Origin of the sequence: Cupriavidus sp. 2SB, assembly GCF_005503625.1 — a bacterium.
Classification (GTDB): domain Bacteria; phylum Pseudomonadota; class Gammaproteobacteria; order Burkholderiales; family Burkholderiaceae; genus Cupriavidus.
Map to the genome: position 1 here is coordinate 89,715 of NZ_SCMX01000011.1, position 15,821 is coordinate 105,535.

15 protein-coding genes and 2 pseudogenes are annotated in these 15,821 nt (G+C 62.7%); 11 read left to right on the plus strand and 6 right to left on the minus strand.

The features are described 5' to 3' along the window. Nucleotides 1-6: 6 nt before the first annotated feature. Nucleotides 7-903, minus strand: a complete 897-nt coding sequence (locus tag FFS21_RS07855) for a sterol desaturase family protein (protein WP_082371464.1) — start codon at nt 901-903, stop codon at nt 7-9. A 160-nt stretch (nt 904-1,063) separates the two neighbouring features. Here FFS21_RS07855 and FFS21_RS07860 point away from each other — a divergent pair, with 160 nt between their 5' ends. The 8 genes and pseudogenes from FFS21_RS07860 to FFS21_RS32785 all read left to right on the plus strand — a co-directional run bounded on the left by FFS21_RS07860 (nt 1,064) and on the right by FFS21_RS32785 (nt 8,189). Continuing rightward, on the plus strand, nt 1,064-1,696 hold the full coding sequence (locus FFS21_RS07860; RefSeq protein WP_053821792.1) for a cation efflux transmembrane domain-containing protein: 633 nt from the start codon (nt 1,064-1,066) through the stop codon (nt 1,694-1,696). Between the two features lie 81 nt (nt 1,697-1,777). Then, nucleotides 1,778-2,023, plus strand: a pseudogene (locus FFS21_RS32860) (heavy-metal-associated domain-containing protein); the annotation flags it as partial. Between the two features lie 27 nt (nt 2,024-2,050). Then, complete coding sequence (locus FFS21_RS07865; protein WP_465251872.1) at nt 2,051-4,810, plus strand: heavy metal translocating P-type ATPase; 2,760 nt, start codon at nt 2,051-2,053, stop codon at nt 4,808-4,810. Next, a complete protein-coding gene (lspA, locus tag FFS21_RS07870) occupies nt 4,800-5,294 on the plus strand; it encodes a signal peptidase II (RefSeq protein WP_053821794.1) in 495 nt (164 codons plus the stop codon). Before FFS21_RS07865 ends, lspA begins: the two co-directional genes overlap by 11 nt. Then, the gene (locus FFS21_RS07875) at nt 5,251-6,114 is read left to right on the plus strand and encodes a helix-turn-helix transcriptional regulator (RefSeq protein ID WP_082371465.1); all 864 of its coding nucleotides are present in this window, start codon (nt 5,251-5,253) and stop codon (nt 6,112-6,114) included. The genes lspA and FFS21_RS07875 overlap by 44 nt, the downstream gene beginning before the upstream one ends. Continuing rightward, nucleotides 6,111-6,536 carry a Cd(II)/Pb(II)-responsive transcriptional regulator gene (gene cadR, locus FFS21_RS07880; RefSeq protein ID WP_053821795.1) on the plus strand — a complete coding sequence of 142 codons (426 nt, stop codon included), beginning with the start codon at nt 6,111-6,113 and terminating at the stop codon, nt 6,534-6,536. The genes FFS21_RS07875 and cadR overlap by 4 nt, the downstream gene beginning before the upstream one ends. Before the next feature lie 680 nt (nt 6,537-7,216). After that, a complete protein-coding gene (locus FFS21_RS07885) occupies nt 7,217-7,741 on the plus strand; it encodes an OmpH/Skp family outer membrane protein (RefSeq protein ID WP_115737194.1) in 525 nt (174 codons plus the stop codon). 226 nt (nt 7,742-7,967) lie between these two features. After that, nucleotides 7,968-8,189: a heavy-metal-associated domain-containing protein gene (locus FFS21_RS32785; protein ID WP_336510614.1), complete on the plus strand. Its 222-nt coding sequence runs from the start codon at nt 7,968-7,970 to the stop codon at nt 8,187-8,189. Nucleotides 8,190-8,233: 44 nt separating this feature from the next. Here FFS21_RS32785 and FFS21_RS07895 read toward each other — a convergent pair whose 3' ends face one another. Together FFS21_RS07895 and FFS21_RS07900 are read right to left on the minus strand one after the other, a co-directional pair. Then, on the minus strand, nt 8,234-8,713 hold the full coding sequence (locus FFS21_RS07895; RefSeq protein ID WP_115737192.1) for an MAPEG family protein: 480 nt from the start codon (nt 8,711-8,713) through the stop codon (nt 8,234-8,236). A gap of 46 nt (nt 8,714-8,759) precedes the next feature. Next, entirely contained in the window at nt 8,760-9,332 is a 573-nt protein-coding gene (locus FFS21_RS07900) for a phosphatase PAP2 family protein (protein ID WP_115737191.1), read from the minus strand. Between the two features lie 417 nt (nt 9,333-9,749). On the opposite strand from FFS21_RS07900, the gene FFS21_RS07905 reads away from it, so the two are divergent. Beyond that, on the plus strand, nt 9,750-11,675 hold the full coding sequence (locus FFS21_RS07905; protein WP_053823089.1) for a cytochrome c/FTR1 family iron permease: 1,926 nt from the start codon (nt 9,750-9,752) through the stop codon (nt 11,673-11,675). A gap of 182 nt (nt 11,676-11,857) precedes the next feature. Further along, nucleotides 11,858-12,034 (plus strand): annotated as a pseudogene (locus FFS21_RS32425) (DoxX family membrane protein); the annotation flags it as partial. A 23-nt stretch (nt 12,035-12,057) separates the two neighbouring features. Here FFS21_RS32425 and FFS21_RS07915 read toward each other — a convergent pair. Beyond that, entirely contained in the window at nt 12,058-13,563 is a 1,506-nt protein-coding gene (locus tag FFS21_RS07915) for a tyrosine-type recombinase/integrase (protein ID WP_004635319.1), read from the minus strand. Then, nucleotides 13,560-14,498, minus strand: coding sequence for a DNA-binding protein (locus FFS21_RS07920; RefSeq protein WP_004635320.1), 939 nt, complete (start codon nt 14,496-14,498; stop codon nt 13,560-13,562). The genes FFS21_RS07915 and FFS21_RS07920 overlap by 4 nt, the downstream gene beginning before the upstream one ends. Before the next feature lie 598 nt (nt 14,499-15,096). Here FFS21_RS07920 and FFS21_RS31965 point away from each other — a divergent pair. Further along, on the plus strand, nt 15,097-15,273 hold the full coding sequence (locus FFS21_RS31965) for a hypothetical protein (RefSeq protein WP_004635326.1): 177 nt from the start codon (nt 15,097-15,099) through the stop codon (nt 15,271-15,273). A gap of 87 nt (nt 15,274-15,360) precedes the next feature. Here the strand turns inward: FFS21_RS31965 and FFS21_RS07930 are convergent, their stop codons facing one another. Next, the gene (locus FFS21_RS07930; protein WP_004635327.1) at nt 15,361-15,768 is read right to left on the minus strand and encodes a hypothetical protein; all 408 of its coding nucleotides are present in this window, start codon (nt 15,766-15,768) and stop codon (nt 15,361-15,363) included. Nucleotides 15,769-15,821: the final 53 nt, after the last annotated feature.

Sequence of the window (15,821 nt, forward strand, 5' to 3'; positions counted from 1 at the left end):
GCGGCTTTAGACATCAGCATCGCGGCCCTGCGAGACGTCTTCGGTGGCCAGACGAACTTGCGGATCCGGTCGTTCAAACGGATAAATCAGTTGCTCGCCGTAGCGGTGCGGCACCGGGTCGCCTTCGATGCCGATTGCGCCCAGTGGCGCCTGCGGTTGATAGAAGGTACCGAAGAGGTGGTCCCATACCAGCCAGAACTCCCCGAAATTGACCTGCGCGTCCGCGAAGCGCTCCCGATGGTGCCAGCGATGGAGTTCTGCCACGCCTAACATATACCGCACCGGCCCCAGGCTATAGTCCAGGTTGGCATGCTGGAATGCCAGATGGACCGCCAGGATTGCGAACCAGCCGGCCACTACCTCGGCCGGCGCGCCTAGTATGCCCAGGACCAGTAAGCCCGGACCCGCCATCAGGGCTGCATGCAGCGGGTGGCGGCGTTCCCCGTTTAGCCAGTAGAGCCGCCGCGACGAATGATGAATGCTGTGCAGCCGCCACAGAAAGCCGTAGTGGTGGCTGAGCCGATGGACGGCATACAGCGACAGGTCCAGTGGCGCCCCTGCGAGTAATACCTGCAACAAGTATGGCCATTCCGCAGGCCACCATAGCTTGGGCCAACCCGTTCCTTCCCGCAGCACCACGAACCCCAGCACGGCACCGTGCATCACGGCCAAATTCACAACGGCATGGGCGACATCCGCCGGAAAGTCGAGATCCCGCTTTTGCCACCGTGCATCGAACGGGACAATGCGCTCCAGCCAAGCAACAAGAAATAGCCCGGCGGCGGCCCACAACGCCAGCCAAGCCAGCGGCGTGCCGTGGGATGGGGCGACCGAAACCCCTGTGATTACCAGGGCCATGATGGTCGGATAGGCGCCGTACCGCACCACAGAACGCGCTGTCATTGCGACTCCAGAGTTCAATTTCCTCCAGTTTCTCCAAGCGACAGACAGCTAGCTTGAATAAACATGCTGTGTGCGGGCGACGTCTTGACTCTATAGCAGGTACGGGGTGTGAAATTACTCAGATCTTCTGTGGAAACAGGCGGGTTAACAAAGGAGTTGCATGAACGACCACTTCCCCGACAAAGAACGCCTTGACCTCGACGCGAGTCAGGCGGCCGACCGCCGGATTCTGTGGCTGGTACTACTGATTAATGTCAGCCAATGTCTGGCAGGTATGGGCGTGGGCCTTTGGGCGGCGTCCACGGCGGTGCTTGGTGCGGCTCTGGACAACCTTGCCGACGCGTTGGTGTATGGCGTCAGCCTGTACGCCGTCGGCCGATCGCGAGCCATCAAGGTGCGGGCAGCGCGGCTATCGGGGTGGCTTTTGATTGGGCTGGCCCTGATGCTATGCGTGGAAGTCCTGCGCCGGTTCTTTGGCGGCGAGGCGCCATTGGGGCCGGCGATGATGGTCATGGCAGCGATCAATGCGGCGCTGAACATTATTTGCTTGCGCTTACTGAAACGCCACCGCGGGGAAGACGTCAACTTCAAGGCTTCCGCCATATTCACCAGCAACGACTCGATTGTGAATCTGGCCATTGTGTTGTCCGGAGCGCTCGTGATGTGGTCGGGCTCCAACCTGCCAGACCTGGTTCTGGGTCTGGTGGTATCTGCGATCGCCGCTAACGGAGGTCGTGAAATCCTGGTTGACGCGACAGAACATGAGGAAAAGGCCCGTTCCGAGGCAACTTAACCTCCGACCAGGAGGCAGAGCCCTTGACTCTGTATCTACTTTAGGGTGTGAAATTCTGACATATACAGAAAGAGGCGAATGATGAAACTCGACCAAGCCCATGCCGAAAGTGATGCGAGATCAACTCAAGAAAGGAAGAAGGCGGAGGACCTGAACGGCGCGACATCCGTCTTCCGCATTCCCAACATGGATTGCCGCAACGAAGAAGCGGCAATCCGTGCACGGCTTGCCAAATTGCCAGCGGTAGAGTCCCTTTCGTTCGACCTTCCCCAGCGCCGCCTCACCGTCCGGCATGGGCTACCGAACCCGGGGCCGTTGCTGGAGGCCCTCCATGAGATCGGCATGCAAGCATCGATGGAGGACGACGGCGAAGCCGCGGGCAACGCCGCTTGCGGATCCGCGTGCGCTGGATCCTGCGCCGGCAGCCAGAGCGCTGCGTTAGAAGAGTCAAAAGACACATTCACGATTCCAAACATGGATTGCCGCTCCGAAGAGGCGGCGATCCGCGCGCGGCTGGAGCCGTTGGCCGGCGTCCGGTCGCTCGAGTTCGACCTACCCGCACGCCAGCTGTCTGTCGTCCACACCTTGTCCTCGGTGGAACCCCTGCTGACGGCGTTGCAATCGATCGGCATGCAGGCAAGGCTGGGCGAAGACACAACTCCTCCGGGCGCGAATTGCGCAGCGACAACGGAGACTGCCTGCGGTCCCTGCGGCACGCCCCCCGTCTCCTTCGTCCCTGCAGCCACGGGCAATACCACGCAGTTCCTGATCACAAACATGGACTGCCCCACCGAGGAAGCTTTGATCCGCAAGCGCCTAGGCAAGGTGGAGGGCATCGAACGCCTCGACTTCGACCTGATGAATCGCCGACTGGAGGTGCAACACCGCCTGCCCGATCCGGCACCGGTCCTCGGCGCACTGCGCGAGATCGGCATGCATGCCACGGTCGAGCGCGAGGCAGGGGCAAGTTCCAAGGGACAAGCCACCTACTTGATCGAAAAGATGGACTGCCCGACCGAAGAGGCGCTGCTGCGCAAGGCGTTGGAAGGCATGCCGGGTGTCAGCAGCCTGCAGTTCAACCTGATGAGCCGGACCCTGACCGTCAGCCATTCGCTGAAGGACGAGGTGCCAATCACAGCGGCCATTGAGCGACTTGGCATGCAGCCGGTGCTGCGCGACCATAGTCGGCCTGCCCCCGCAGTCACGAGGGACTTTGGCACCGGCATTTCGAAGGCGGAGTGGCTGCGCATGGGGGCCGCCGGCGTGCTGGCGGTTGGCGCGGAAGTCCTCACATTCGCCGGGATGGGTGAATCGGCATGGCCGGTGGTGGCCGCGTCGCTGGCGGCCATTGCGTTGGGCGGTATCGAGACCCTGAAGAAAGGCTGGATCGCGCTGCGCACGCTGTCACTGAACATGAACCTCCTGATGACGATTGCCGTCATCGGTGCCGCTTTGATCGGCCAGTGGCCGGAAGCCGCCGTGGTGATCTGGCTGTTCGCCATCGCGGAGATGATCGAAGCGCTAAGCCTGGACCGGGCGCGCAACGCGATTCGCAAGCTGATGGACCTGGCGCCGGAAACCGCACTCGTCCGCCAGGACGACGGTCGCTGGCAAGAGGTCAAGGCCGAGACAGTGCCGCTTGGAGCCGTCGTGCGCGTTCGTCCCGGCGAACGTATCGCCTTGGATGGGGTCGTGGTGTCGGGCGCATCAGCCATCAACCAGGCGCCCATCACCGGCGAAAGCATGCCCGTGGAAAAGAACCCCGGCGACACGGTGTTCGCGGGCACGATCAATGAGCGCGGCACATTGGAATTCGAAGTGCACTCGCGCAAGGGAGAGACCACGCTCGACCGTATCGCGCGCTCGGTCCAGGAAGCCCAAGGCCAGCGCGCGCCGACGCAGCGTTTCGTTGATCGTTTCGCGAGCGTCTATACCCCCTCTGTCTTTGCGCTGGCGATCGCCATTGCCGTGATCCCGCCGCTGTTCTTTGGGGCGCCTTGGTTCGAATGGGTCTACAAGGCGCTGGTGATGCTGGTGATTGCTTGTCCCTGCGCCCTGGTGATCTCGACACCGGTGACGGTCGTCAGCGGCCTGGCTGCGGCCGCGCGGCGTGGCATCCTCGTCAAGGGTGGCCTGTACCTGGAGCAAGGGCGTCTGCTGCGCGCGGTGGCACTGGACAAGACTGGCACCCTTACGCACGGCCGCCCGGCGCTGACCGATACGGTACCGACGGGCGCGCTCTCGGAGACGGAAGTGCTGCGCATTGCCGCCAGCCTGGATGCGTTGTCCGAACATCCAGTGGCCACAGCTATCGTCAACGCCTACGGCGACAAGCCGCACGCCTCAGTGCAACGCTTCGAGGCTCTGGCTGGCCGTGGCGTCAAGGGCGACATCGACGGCCAGACCTACTACGTCGGCAACCACCGCCTGGCAAATGAGCTTGGCGTGGCCAGCGAGCAGGTCCGCAAGCTGCTGGAGAGCCTGGAAGCGCAGGCCAAGACAGCAGTGGTGCTTGCCACCGATAAGCAGGCACTGGGTGTCCTGGCAGTTGCCGACACGGTCCGGGACAGCAGCAAGCGTGCGGTAGCGGCGCTCAAGCAGTTGGGCGTAGAGCCGGTGATGCTTACCGGCGACAACCGCAAGACCGCGGAAGCGGTGGCCGCCCAGGTGGGCATCACCGACGCGCGCGGCGACCTGCTGCCGCACGACAAGTTGGCTGCGATCGCAGAGCTTGGCGCGAAGGCGCCGGTAGGCATGGTCGGGGATGGCGTCAACGATGCGCCCGCGCTGGCCAAATCGAACATCGGCTTTGCGATGGGCGCTGCTGGCACCGACACCGCGATCGAGACCGCCGACGTGGCGCTGATGCAGGACGACCTGCGCAAGCTGCCTGAGTTCATCAAGCTGTCGCGCCGGGTGGGTGGCGTGCTGAAGGCAAACATCGCCTTCGCGATCGGTACCAAGGCGGTCTTCATGGTGCTGGCCTTCACCGGCCATGCCAGCCTGTGGCTCGCGATTCTTGCCGACATGGGCGCAAGCCTGGCCGTGGTGTTCAACGGACTGCGCCTGCTGGGGACCAGCCCCTCCACTGAGAGTGACCACCATGCGGGCTGATCGCAGCATTGGCCTGGGTTTCGTATTGGCGGCCCTTATCGTGGCGATGGATATCGGGACGAAAGTAGCCATCGTGGCCTGGGTCGACTACGGTGCAAGCCTCGACTGGCTGCCCGTCCTCAACGTCGTGCATGTGCTGAACCGAGGTGCCGCCTTCAGTTTTCTGCACGGCGCGGGGGGCTGGCAGCGATATTTTTTCATTGGAATTGCCTTGGCGGCCTCCGCGTTCCTTGTGTACATGATTCGGCGTACTGGTACCACCGATACCGAGCGGATCAGCTACGGACTGATCTTGGGCGGCGCGTTGGCCAATATGATCGACCGGGTCGCACGCGGAGCGGTGGTCGACTGGATCGATCTTCATTGGGGTTCGTACCATTGGCCGGCCTTCAATGTGGCTGACATCGGCATCACACTCGGTGCTGCCTTGATCGTGTTCCATGAGCTCTTCGGCAGAATGCAGGCACGCCCAGCCCGCGGATGAACACGAAGCATCCGACAGGCAGCCGCTGCTGACCATCGGCCGCGGCTGGGCCATTTACATCGGACCGATAGAGGCCGGTCGGTTGCACCGACATCAAGCAGCTCAGTTGGCATGGAGCAAACAGGGGATGTTGCTCCTCGAAGGGGCCTGGGGCGGATTGCAGGCCCCGGGACATTTTCTTGCGGCCGGGGTGCCGCATCGTCTCGTAGCGGCCGGCCCGGTGCGCATGGTGTTTCTCGACCCGACCATGCACAGCGTTTGCCCTACTGGCCGTCGGCCCGCAGCCACGATGGCGCCGAGCCCCGTGCAGGCGGATATGCTGGAACATGAGCTGGACCGCTGGCTGCGAGGCGCAATGCCGTCTGAAACAGCGAATGTGTCACAACCTGCCACGGAGGCTTCGCGTTGGGCTGCGGTCCTCCAGTGGCTGGAAACGTCGCTGGAGGGACCCGTGCATGTCGCACATGCCGCCGACGCCGTAGGCCTGTCGTCCTCCCGTTTCATGCATTGGTTCGCGGAGGCGAGCGGACTGTCGTTCCGGGCGTACGTGCGTTGGTTGCGCCTGCAGCGTGCGGTGCGCACCCTCTCCGATGGTTGTACGCTCACCGAGGCTGCTCATCTCGCCGGCTTCGCCGACAGCGCGCACCTGACGCGCACCTTCGTGTCCACATTCGGAGTCCGGCCAGCGCCGCTGCGTGGCGCTCGGATTGTCTGTACGGCACAGTCCAAACCTCCATTCACACTGCACGGACTTGAATTTGTCGACACCATCCGGCATGGAGGGCGTCAGACAGGAGCCCAACAAAGGGGAAAAGCATGAAGATCGGCAAACTTGCTCAAACCGCCGGCACCACGGTGGAGACTATTCGCTTCTACGAGCATGAAGGCTTACTGCCGGCGCCGGCTCGTTCCTCTGGAAACTACCGACTCTACGCTTCCCAGCACCTTGAGCGGTTGGCGTTCATCCGCCATTGCCGCTCGTTGGACATGACCCTGAACGAGATTCGGTCCTTGCTGCGTCTCAAGGATGCGCCCCACGAGGACTGTGGAGAGGTCAACGTCCTGCTAGAAGGCCACATTCGACACGTGGCGCGCCGCATACAAGAGTTGATGGCATTGGAACGTGACCTGAAGCAATTGCGCAGTCAATGCGGTCTGTCGCGAGAGGCCAAGGACTGCGGCATTCTGGAGGGCCTTACGAAAACAGCCCATCAGACACCACAGCTGTTGGGAGAAGAGTAGGGACGCGGATCCCACGAAGGACTACAGGCAGATCCGCCTTCAGCGAACGCTTTCCTGTCGCCGGCGCTAAGCGGCATGTGCGCCACCCCAAACAGCGCAGGCGGAAGCGTTCCCGACGCGCAAGGCAGCCTCTGCCATAGCCCCGCAGAAAGGCACAGACTCCCAAGTGCGCCTCCCAAGCCGCCAAAACGTCTGCCGGGAAATGCATGCCTGCGACCAGACGCGACCAGCCAACAAGGTCCACGCCAGTTTGGGCTAGCCCCTTCTAGTGCTTCATCTAGCACTGTGTAGCTGCCATAGGGTCAAGGAAAACGCTACGCGTTTGCCGAACTTTTCTCCTGAAGTGCGGCGCGGGTGCTTTGTTCGTAGCAGGCGGCATATATGCGTGCAGCCTTGTCTTGACCCTGTAGCCACTACATGGTGTCAAATCGCACCGACATATCAGCTGACAGGCTGCCAATGAGAGGCGCTGGGCTAAAGGCGACCGGCCATATCATTGGGGCATGCCTCGGCACTGCTCTATAACCTGCCGAGCGCGGGATCCAAGCCGACCGATCCAATGTGCTGCAACATCTTCGATTTCACTACACTCGAGCCCATGAATTTCTGCATGCCAAACGCCACTCCGAGAAGTAACCGGTAACCGCCATACACTCACAAAAGGTACGGCTCCGTCGCTCATGCAAACGCCAACCCCACATCCGAAAACTCTGATAGCGGCGGCGCTGTCCGCCGCCATGCTGTGCGCGGTAGGACCGGTGCTAGCGCAGCCAGCGCGCATTGCCGTAGTCAATTCCGAACTTATTCTGCCGGACTCGTTGCCAGCCAGGCAGGCCCACAACAGGCTTGCACAGGAGTTTTCCACGCGCGACCGTGAACTGCAGGACATGGACCGGAAGACCAGGGCCTTGGCTGACAAGCTCGAGAAGGAAGCGGCCGTGCTCACAGATCTTGACCATCAGCGCCGCCAGCACGAAGTGGCCGAGCTGACCCACGAATTCCAGCGCAAGCAGCGTGGATTCCGAGAGGACTTGCAACAGCGCCGCAACGAGGAACTGGCACGGGTGCAAGAGCGCGCCCAGCAGGCGATTCGCCAGCTTGCCGAGCAGCGCGGGTACGACCTTGTCATACAGGCAGTCTATGTGAATCCGCGCATTGACATCACTGAAGACGTCATGAAAGCGCTGGACGCCAGCAGCAAGTAGGAAACCTTCATGGGAGGTCGCAGCAGGCTGCGCGGAGATGCTTGGCCCCGCTCTGTAGGTAATTCATGTTCACTCACGCGATGTGACCCTTCAAGGCATAGAAGCATCATCCACTTTGTCTGACATGGTGCAATGCTGGGTTCATTCCATCGAGGCCGGCTGAGGTCCCTGCGGCACTGCCATCTCGCTCGTCCCTGCAGCCACGGGCAACACCACGCAGTTCCTGATCACCAACATGGACTGCCCCACCGAGGAAGCCCTGATTCGCAAGCGCCTGGGCAAGGTGGAGGGGATAGAACGACTCGACTTTGACCTGATGAACCGCCGGCTGGAGGTGCAATACCGTCTACCAAATCCGTTACGGCATGCATGCCACGGTCGAACGCGAGGCAGGGGCCTGATCTGTCCGATGAAACGGCCCCCCTCCTTCAGCGCCCCGAGAGAATGAGAGCCACCGCAAGCGTGTAGGCACCACAACGGTCGAAATCCCAGTCATCGCCATCCCAAAAGCCGACCGGTAGGATGCCGCGCATAGCCAACCGCGAACGTGATACGACCGAGCAGATACAAGCTCACCAGAATCGGCATCAGCCTAAGTTCGGCGCCATACAGCACTGTCGCAAGAATCAAATGCGCGCCTACCGCCAGTACGGTCTGTTCGAGCGAGTTCTGTAGCACCGCCACGCGCAGCTCAATAGCGGGACTAGGACGCGAAAACGCCGAGCCCTGGATATCGGCTTGCGATAAAAAGCGTCCCTTGCTTACGGCTCTCACGCAATCTGCTAACCATAGGAAAACAGGGAGATCGGCCTTGAGCGCAAACGCGACACGGTCGCCAATACCAAGCTGTCCATCGAGGCCGAACAGAGCGGGGGGAAGCCAGATATAACCCGCGCCAAGAACTACCGCGCAAACTAAGCAGGCAAGCATCGAATCACGTACGATGCGACGTTGTTGCAGACTCCATGGCATGGTTGCACTCCTCGCCTGTTACCCCGGCACGACGATCCTTGGTACGTTAAGCAGCCCCCTTCAATAACCGGCTCGAAAGAGCCAAACTGCCGAGCGCTACTAACCAGCCCGCCAAGACGTCCGCCGGGAAGTGCATCCCTGTGGCCAAACGTGACCAGCCGACTAGCGCGACATAGGTAAGTAGAGCCGGTCGCCAGTGGGCGCGGACCATTGGCCATAACCCACCAGCAACCAGAGCGGCGTACGTGGAATGTCCACTCGGAAGACTGTAGTGCGTCTCAATTGAACCGATTGAATGCCACAGGTGACCGAACACGGCAGCCGGCCGCGGGAAATCGAAGAGAAACTTTGATGCTCCAACTACAGCAAATGCCATACCGAATGCGACTACAAATCGTGCCAAGTGAGCCTGTAGCTCCAACGAACGATCTACATCCGAGGTTGTTCTTGACCAGACCCAAAAGCCTCCCATGACAACAGGCGCGGTCCAATAGTTGCCCAATAGGTAGCTAAACAGCTTGGCCAAAGGCAAGAACATTGCCGGCGTGCCTTCATTGACCAGTAGGAAGATCTCTCGATTCCAGCCGCTCCAGTCGTAGAGAACAAGTGCCCAACTCATCGGATCACCATCCTCCGCCCCTCGCATCCCACCATACGGTAAGGACTCGCGATATGGGGGCGTTGGGTTCTATTGTTCGCAATCGTGCGAACGCCTGAAAGCCGAGGCGGAGGGTCGCCCGAAGTTGTGCGCACCTCACGTAAGCGCATTGCACCCTCCCGCATCTTGCACGCGGCTGCACTTGGCTCGACCCCATACGAGCAATCCGCCGGAAGTCCCCATCGGTTTGTGTTGCGCTGACTCAAAGTAGGTCGCCAGTATTGACTAACGTTGTTATTTCTACGCCCTCTAGCGGCTATAGAGTCAAGCGCGATTCCCCATACTTCCATCACCAAGATGGGTCGCTCGCGCAAACGATATGAATTACAATCATTCGCATTTGTCCGCGAAAACTGCCGCCCGCCCGGCGTGTTCCTCATGCAAGCCCTGCGCATCCTCTCCCTCGTTCTAGTCTCCTTGGCGCTATCCGTCTCGACGGCTTTGGCCGAGCCTCTATCCACGCAAGACAAGGCCAAGCAAGTCTGGCAATTGCTGGACTACCTTGCCGTTGACTATGGCGGTTCAGTCAACGATGGCCGCATCACCAATGAGGCTGAATATGCCGAGATGCAAGAGTTCGCGCAGACGGTCGCGCGACAGCTAGGCGAATTGCCGCCAGGACCCGCCTCCGAACAACTAGGCAAGGAAGCTGGCGCATTGCGTTTGTCCATCGCAGCGAAGGCCTCGCCAGAAACTGTCGCCGAACTGGCTCGGAAGTTGGCCAGCGGCGTCCTCACAGCCTATCCGGTTCCTATGGCACCAAGCAAGGCGCCTGATTTGCAGAACGGGGCGAAGCTCTATCAAAGCCATTGTGCGTCCTGCCACGGCGTATCCGGTAACGCGGACGGCCCCCTCGCAGCGAAACTCAACCCGCCCCCGATTGCGCTGGCCGACCACGCGCGCGCGCAGGAACGCAGCGTCTTTGCCTTGCAACAGATCATCACGCGCGGCGTGGAGGGAACATCGATGCCGGGCTTTGCCCATCTCTCCGAAGACGACCGATGGGCTCTGGCCTATTTTGCTTCGACGCTGTCTTATTCAGATACTGACCGCCAGGCGGGCGCCAAGCTTTGGACTGCTGAACCGGGGCTGCGCGCGGCGGTTCCCACGCTCGACAAGCTTAGCCAGACCTCGGAGGCGGCACTTGCTAAATTCGTGGGTGCACAGACCTCTCGTGATGGTCTTGCATACCTGCGAAGCTCACCGGACGTACTGGCCGCATCGACCACCGATAGTCTCTCAATCGCCAAGGAAAAGCTGAAGGAAAGTGTCACTGCGCTTGACAAGGGAGACACGCGGGCCGCATCGCAACTGGCTTTGTCCGCATATCTTGATGGGTTCGAACCAGTTGAGCCTGCGTTGGCTGCCAAGAACCAGGCTCTCTTCCTGGACATCGAGAAGACGATGGGACTCTATCGAAATGCCGTCGCGAATGGCCAGGCAGAGCGCGCGCATGACATCGCAGCGCAACTGCAGTCAAGGCTGGACGAGGCGCAGGAAGCGCTCGCAGGCGCCAATGACGCATTCTCGACCTTCCTTGGCGCCTTTACGATCCTGCTTCGTGAAGGGCTTGAAGCGCTGTTGGTAGTCGTAGCCATGCTGGCGTTCCTCAAGAAGGCCAATCGCACTGACGTCCTTCCCTACGTTCACGCGGGTTGGGTCACTGCGCTGGGAGCCGGTGGATTGACGTGGGCGGTAGCTACCTACGTCGTTGATCTGAGCGGCGCTAGTCGCGAAATGACCGAAGGCTTCTCCGCGGTCTTCGCGGCGGTCGTCCTACTCGGCGTCGGCATGTGGATGCACCAGAAGAGTCTGGCGGGACGCTGGCAATCGTACGTGAAGGAAAAGCTGTCGTCGGCATTGAACAGGAAATCGGCGTTTATGCTCTTCCTGCTATCGTTCGTCACGGTCTACCGGGAAGTATTTGAGACCGTGCTCTTCTACGCGGCCCTGTGGTCCGATGGCAACGGTGCCTACATGCTCGCGGGACTCGGTTGCGGTATTGCTGTGCTGGCAGTGATTGCGTTTCTGCTCCTGCGATCGACGGCGCGTTTGCCGATTCGACAATTTTTCGCGTTCAGCTCCGCCTTGGTTGGCGTGCTTGCCGTGGTCCTGATTGGCAAGGGCGTGGCGGCACTGCAGAAAGTTGGCCTGTTGCAAGTGACGCCGCTCTCTATGCCGCGTATCGATGTCTTGGGCGTTTACCCCTCTGTGCAAACCATTGCCGCGCAAGTGGCTATTCTCCTCATCATCGTTGCCAGCGTGACCTATAACTTGCGATCGCAACGTACCGCGAGGGTGTGAGCCCCTGTCAGGCGCGAAGCTTTGTTCGTCGACCATTTCAAAGTCAGCGATTTGGCCCAAATGTGGCGGACTTTTTGCGACTACCTTCCATTCGCGGCAGGATCGATGGACGGCATGGACATGTAGGGCTGCCAAGGATGTCACGCAACTGTCGTGCTGTGCGGGCTGAGAAAAAGCCAACCTTCTGGAACTCGGCGATCGCCAAGCTGGCCAATTGGAATGCCGCCCTCGACCTGTTCCGCGAGGACTACCGGGTGCCGCTGGTGCCCTCGGAGTCTGCGGCCTGCCTGGCGGTGTCAATCGAGCTGACCGCCCCAGCTTTGCTGTTGCTGGGACTGGCGACCCGCGCCGTGGCGATGCGACAAGGCAACGCGCGCTGTCGCTACGGCCCATCATCCGCAAACGTGGCATCGACAAAGGCCCGCAACTGCGTCAGGTCGGTCCTGGCATAGGCCGCCGTGGTCTGCACCGAGGCGTGGCCGAGCAGCGCCTGGGCGGCCGGCAGCGGCACCTGGTGGTCGACCACCAGTGTGCGCGCATAGGCATGGCGCAGCCAGTGCGGGGAGGCCGCGCGCAGTAAGAGCGCCTGCGCCGGCTCGCGCGCCTGCAGACCATCGGCCACGGCCGCAAAGATCGCCTTGACCTCCCGGTACAGGCCTGCCGACTGTAGCGCTTCGCCCTTGTTGCCGTGGATTACAGGCAGCGCCTCGTGCGCCGGCGGCTCGGACGGCAGGCCGCGTGCTTGTCGGTAGGCGCGCAATACCGTCACGCACGGCACCGGCAGCGGAATGGCCCGTGCCTTGCGCCCCTTGCCGCAGACATAGAGCGTCCACCGCCCGGGCGCCTCGGCCTCCAGGCGGGGCAGTGCGATCTCTGTCGACCAGGCCAGTTCCGCCAGGCGCACGCCGGCGTAACGATACAGCGCCCAAATCGCGCGCCGCCGCTGCGCCGCCAGCGTGTTGGTCGTGTTGGCGGCGGCAAACTCCGGCGCCTCAAGCCAGGCATCGCACGCGGCCAGCAGCGCTGGCGGGATCAGCCGCGTCGGCGCGAAGCCGGCCCGGGTGCGGCTGCCGGCGGACAGGCCCGCGGCCGGATTGGCATGCAAGTAGCCGGTGTCGTACCAGTAGCCGTAGAGGCTTGCCACCACCGCCAGCGCGCGCGTGCGGGTCGCTTCTGACAAGGGCGGCGCGGCGTCCTCCCTGCCGGTCTCCCCGTGCTGCAGCGCGTGCCGGTAGCCGAGCAACCGCTGGCGCGTGAGGTCCGAGAGCGGCCCAAGCTCGTGCGCGCCGCACCAGCGCATCAGGCGGCGCAGTTCGGCGCCATAGGCGCGCAACGTGTGGGGCGAGCGCCCGGTTCGGTCGCGCAGGAAGAGCGCCAGCGCCTGTGCATCGTCGGCGGCGCCGAGCGTGTTGGCCGCCGCGTGCGGCTGGGCGAAGCGGCCGGCGCGCGTGAGCCACGCGTGGTCAGCAGGGCCGTAAGCGGCCAGCCACGGGTTCGCCGCGACAGCTCCCCTCGCTTCCGCGGCGGTCGGCACCGTTGCTTCGCTCGCTAAGGCGGCGGTGGACCGGATGCGGCGCCGGTGCGTGTGCAGCAGCCGCGCGAGGACCGTCTCCGGGCGGGGCGCCAGATCCGCCGTCACCGTGCGCAGGCGCCCGCGCTCCCAGTATTCGACTGCCCCATCGTGCGCCAGCAGCAGCTTGAGCACGGTCGGCTGCGCGGCCTTGGCGTCGGCCAGCGAGCCATAGCGGCGCTTGACGCGCGCCAGCGTCCAGTGCGCGTAGACCGGGTGCCCGAGTGCCTCCGCCAGGTAGGCGAGGGCCGCCGCGACGGTGGCCGGCAGTGGGCGCGGCGGCACCGCGCCCGTATCGATCCAGTCGGCCGGCTTCATGACTGGGCGGTCCGCTTGGCGGCCGCCTTGCCCGTCGATCTGGGCACGCGCGTCTTGGCCGCTGGTGGCGCCGCGGCCAGGGTCGCACGCAGCAGCTCGTCGAGCTGGGCGCGCTGGCTGGCGGTGACGGCCTTGAGTGCGCTCGCCTCGCCCGCGGCGGTCTGGCGCGCGGCCCGCTCGCTGGCCAGGTCGGCGTCGAGTCGTGCGCGCTCGTCTTCCAGCGCGGCGATGCGCCGCTCGGCGAATTTGAGTTGGGAGGCCAGTTGCGCGCGCTCGGCCCGCACCGCGTCGCGCTGGTGCGCGGTTTCCTGCAGGAGCTGCTTCGACAGCGCCTCGTAGCGCGCCTGGGTGGTGGCGATCGCCTCGGTGTGGGTGCGCTCGCCCGCCGTGGCGCGCTCCTGGGCGGTCGCCAGCGCCGCCTCGAGCTCGCCCCGGCGTGCGGCTTGCTCATCGGCGCGCGCGCACGCCGCCGCCTGGGCGGCGCACGCTACGGCCAGCGCGGTGTCGCGCGCGGCGAGCTGGCCGCGCACCTCGCTCAGTTCGGCCCGCAGCAGCTCGACCCGCAGTTCGGCCTCGGCGCGGGCGGCCTCGGCGGTGTCGGCTGTGGCTTGCGCCTCGCGCTTCAGGCGCACCACGTCGTCGAGCTGCACCGCGACCGCGGCCTGCCACAGCGCGCGCATCGCTTCGGCGATCTCGACCGGAATCTCGGGCAGGGCGAGGTCGGCCAGGCCCGAGCGCACCACCTCGGCCTCGATCGCGTTGAGCGTACGCGACAGCGTTGCAGGGTCACCGCCGCCCAGGCGGTCACGCAGCTTGCGCACCGACACCACGCGGCGAAAGCGTGCGGCCGTGGGCGGCGCCGCGTCGCCGGCCTCGGTGAGCATGGCCAGCACGGTGGCGCGGATCTGGTCGGGGGTGGCGGCGAGGCGGGGCATGGCAGTTTCCGGAGGCGCATTTCAGCCTATCTTACGCACATACCTAACGTTAGAAAAGCCATTTATGTGTTGCTTGGGAAAACCAAAGACGGATAAATCTAGTTATCTTGCGGAAACAATGGCTTCCAGCCACAGGGCGCGCTTGGCCGCGCGGCGGGGGCGGTCAACGTTCCAAAACCAAGGGGAAAAGGACCAGTCAGCAAGTGACTGATTTGACTAGGGTTTTAGGGTGGGCATCACCCTGGAACCCGCATGGCTGCTACGGGTGGCTACCCCGGTAAATTGCGGCGAAATCAAGGGGACCCCTGATCCAGACATTCGTCTATTCGCTGGCCTGGCCGCATATCCAGTGGGCGGCGATGCTGGTGGTGCGGCTGCGCCCGGGTGCGGGTAACTAGTCGCTGGACGAACTGTAGGGGGCGAGCACTAACCGTCTCGCGCGGCGGCTTGCGAACCATAGGTCGGCCCGCGGCCGGAAAAATGCTTGACCTTCCCTGCCGTGGGAACGTCCATATTAACCATGGGGGACAGAAGCCCCTGCGGCGTGGCAGGACCAAGTCGGCAGAGAGCATCGGATTTTCCGCCGGAGGTTAGTCAAATGGGCGTTCCGGGGCGCACGTTGTATGAAGAGGTCTTTGCGGTGTTCGAAAGGGCATGCCAGGAAAGCGATTTCGAGCTGGCCGAGGACCTCCTGCTCGCCCTAGAAGCGATGGATCGCCGGCAGGAAGCTCATCGGCAACTCGACCGCGCCTACCTGCTGCTAGCCGATCTCTGAGAACGGGAGTCCCCCGACTTTGGTTTCTACCTGCTTGCCATCGGCTGGCCAATGCCCCTGGGGACAGCAGTGGTCCTCTTCCATGCCTTAGCGTGCAATATTTTCCGTTTTCTGAAGTGACCCCTTCTTTACGGAGTCCCGCGTATACCAGTCGTTCTTCTCGACAACCGGCTCTTTGCGATAGTGCCGCATGACCCGAAGAAAGCACTCGAGAGGCTGTTCTTCTTTCGTAACCATCGGGCCTAACGTCGTCGGAGACAATTGCACGTTCCGGCTAATTCGAGAAACATCGTCTATTTTGCAGAAAGCGGCCGCTAACCGATCGAGCGGGGGAGTATCCGAAGGTCTTGCGAGCGCCGAGGCAATTTCTTCCATGTGCGCCGGGCTGCAAGGAAACTCATGTCGATCGGACAGTGCGCTCACTTTGGCTTGCAGAGCCGGGTTCGTGCCCTCGTGAAGGTACGCAAACAGGTTGTAATCCAGGTAAATTCTCATGCGATGGAGTTTGCGTATTGTTAAGCGCGCTCATACGTTTGGGAAATGCTGGC

Coding starts and splice junctions, on each gene's coding strand:
- FFS21_RS07900 (WP_115737191.1), bottom strand. CDS start 9,332: ATGAGTTGGGCACTTGTTCTCTACGACTGGAGCGGCTGGAATCGAGAG.
- FFS21_RS31965 (WP_004635326.1), top strand. CDS start 15,097: ATGGGCGTTCCGGGGCGCACGTTGTATGAAGAGGTCTTTGCGGTGTTC.
- FFS21_RS07930 (WP_004635327.1), bottom strand. CDS start 15,768: ATGAGAATTTACCTGGATTACAACCTGTTTGCGTACCTTCACGAGGGC.
- FFS21_RS07860 (WP_053821792.1), top strand. CDS start 1,064: ATGAACGACCACTTCCCCGACAAAGAACGCCTTGACCTCGACGCGAGT.
- FFS21_RS07915 (WP_004635319.1), bottom strand. CDS start 13,563: ATGAAGCCGGCCGACTGGATCGATACGGGCGCGGTGCCGCCGCGCCCA.
- cadR (WP_053821795.1), top strand. CDS start 6,111: ATGAAGATCGGCAAACTTGCTCAAACCGCCGGCACCACGGTGGAGACT.
- FFS21_RS07905 (WP_053823089.1), top strand. CDS start 9,750: ATGCAAGCCCTGCGCATCCTCTCCCTCGTTCTAGTCTCCTTGGCGCTA.
- FFS21_RS07885 (WP_115737194.1), top strand. CDS start 7,217: ATGCAAACGCCAACCCCACATCCGAAAACTCTGATAGCGGCGGCGCTG.
- FFS21_RS07875 (WP_082371465.1), top strand. CDS start 5,251: ATGAGCTCTTCGGCAGAATGCAGGCACGCCCAGCCCGCGGATGAACAC.
- lspA (WP_053821794.1), top strand. CDS start 4,800: ATGCGGGCTGATCGCAGCATTGGCCTGGGTTTCGTATTGGCGGCCCTT.
- FFS21_RS07920 (WP_004635320.1), bottom strand. CDS start 14,498: ATGCCCCGCCTCGCCGCCACCCCCGACCAGATCCGCGCCACCGTGCTG.
- FFS21_RS07865 (WP_465251872.1), top strand. CDS start 2,051: ATGGAGGACGACGGCGAAGCCGCGGGCAACGCCGCTTGCGGATCCGCG.
- FFS21_RS07895 (WP_115737192.1), bottom strand. CDS start 8,713: ATGCCATGGAGTCTGCAACAACGTCGCATCGTACGTGATTCGATGCTT.
- FFS21_RS07855 (WP_082371464.1), bottom strand. CDS start 903: ATGACAGCGCGTTCTGTGGTGCGGTACGGCGCCTATCCGACCATCATG.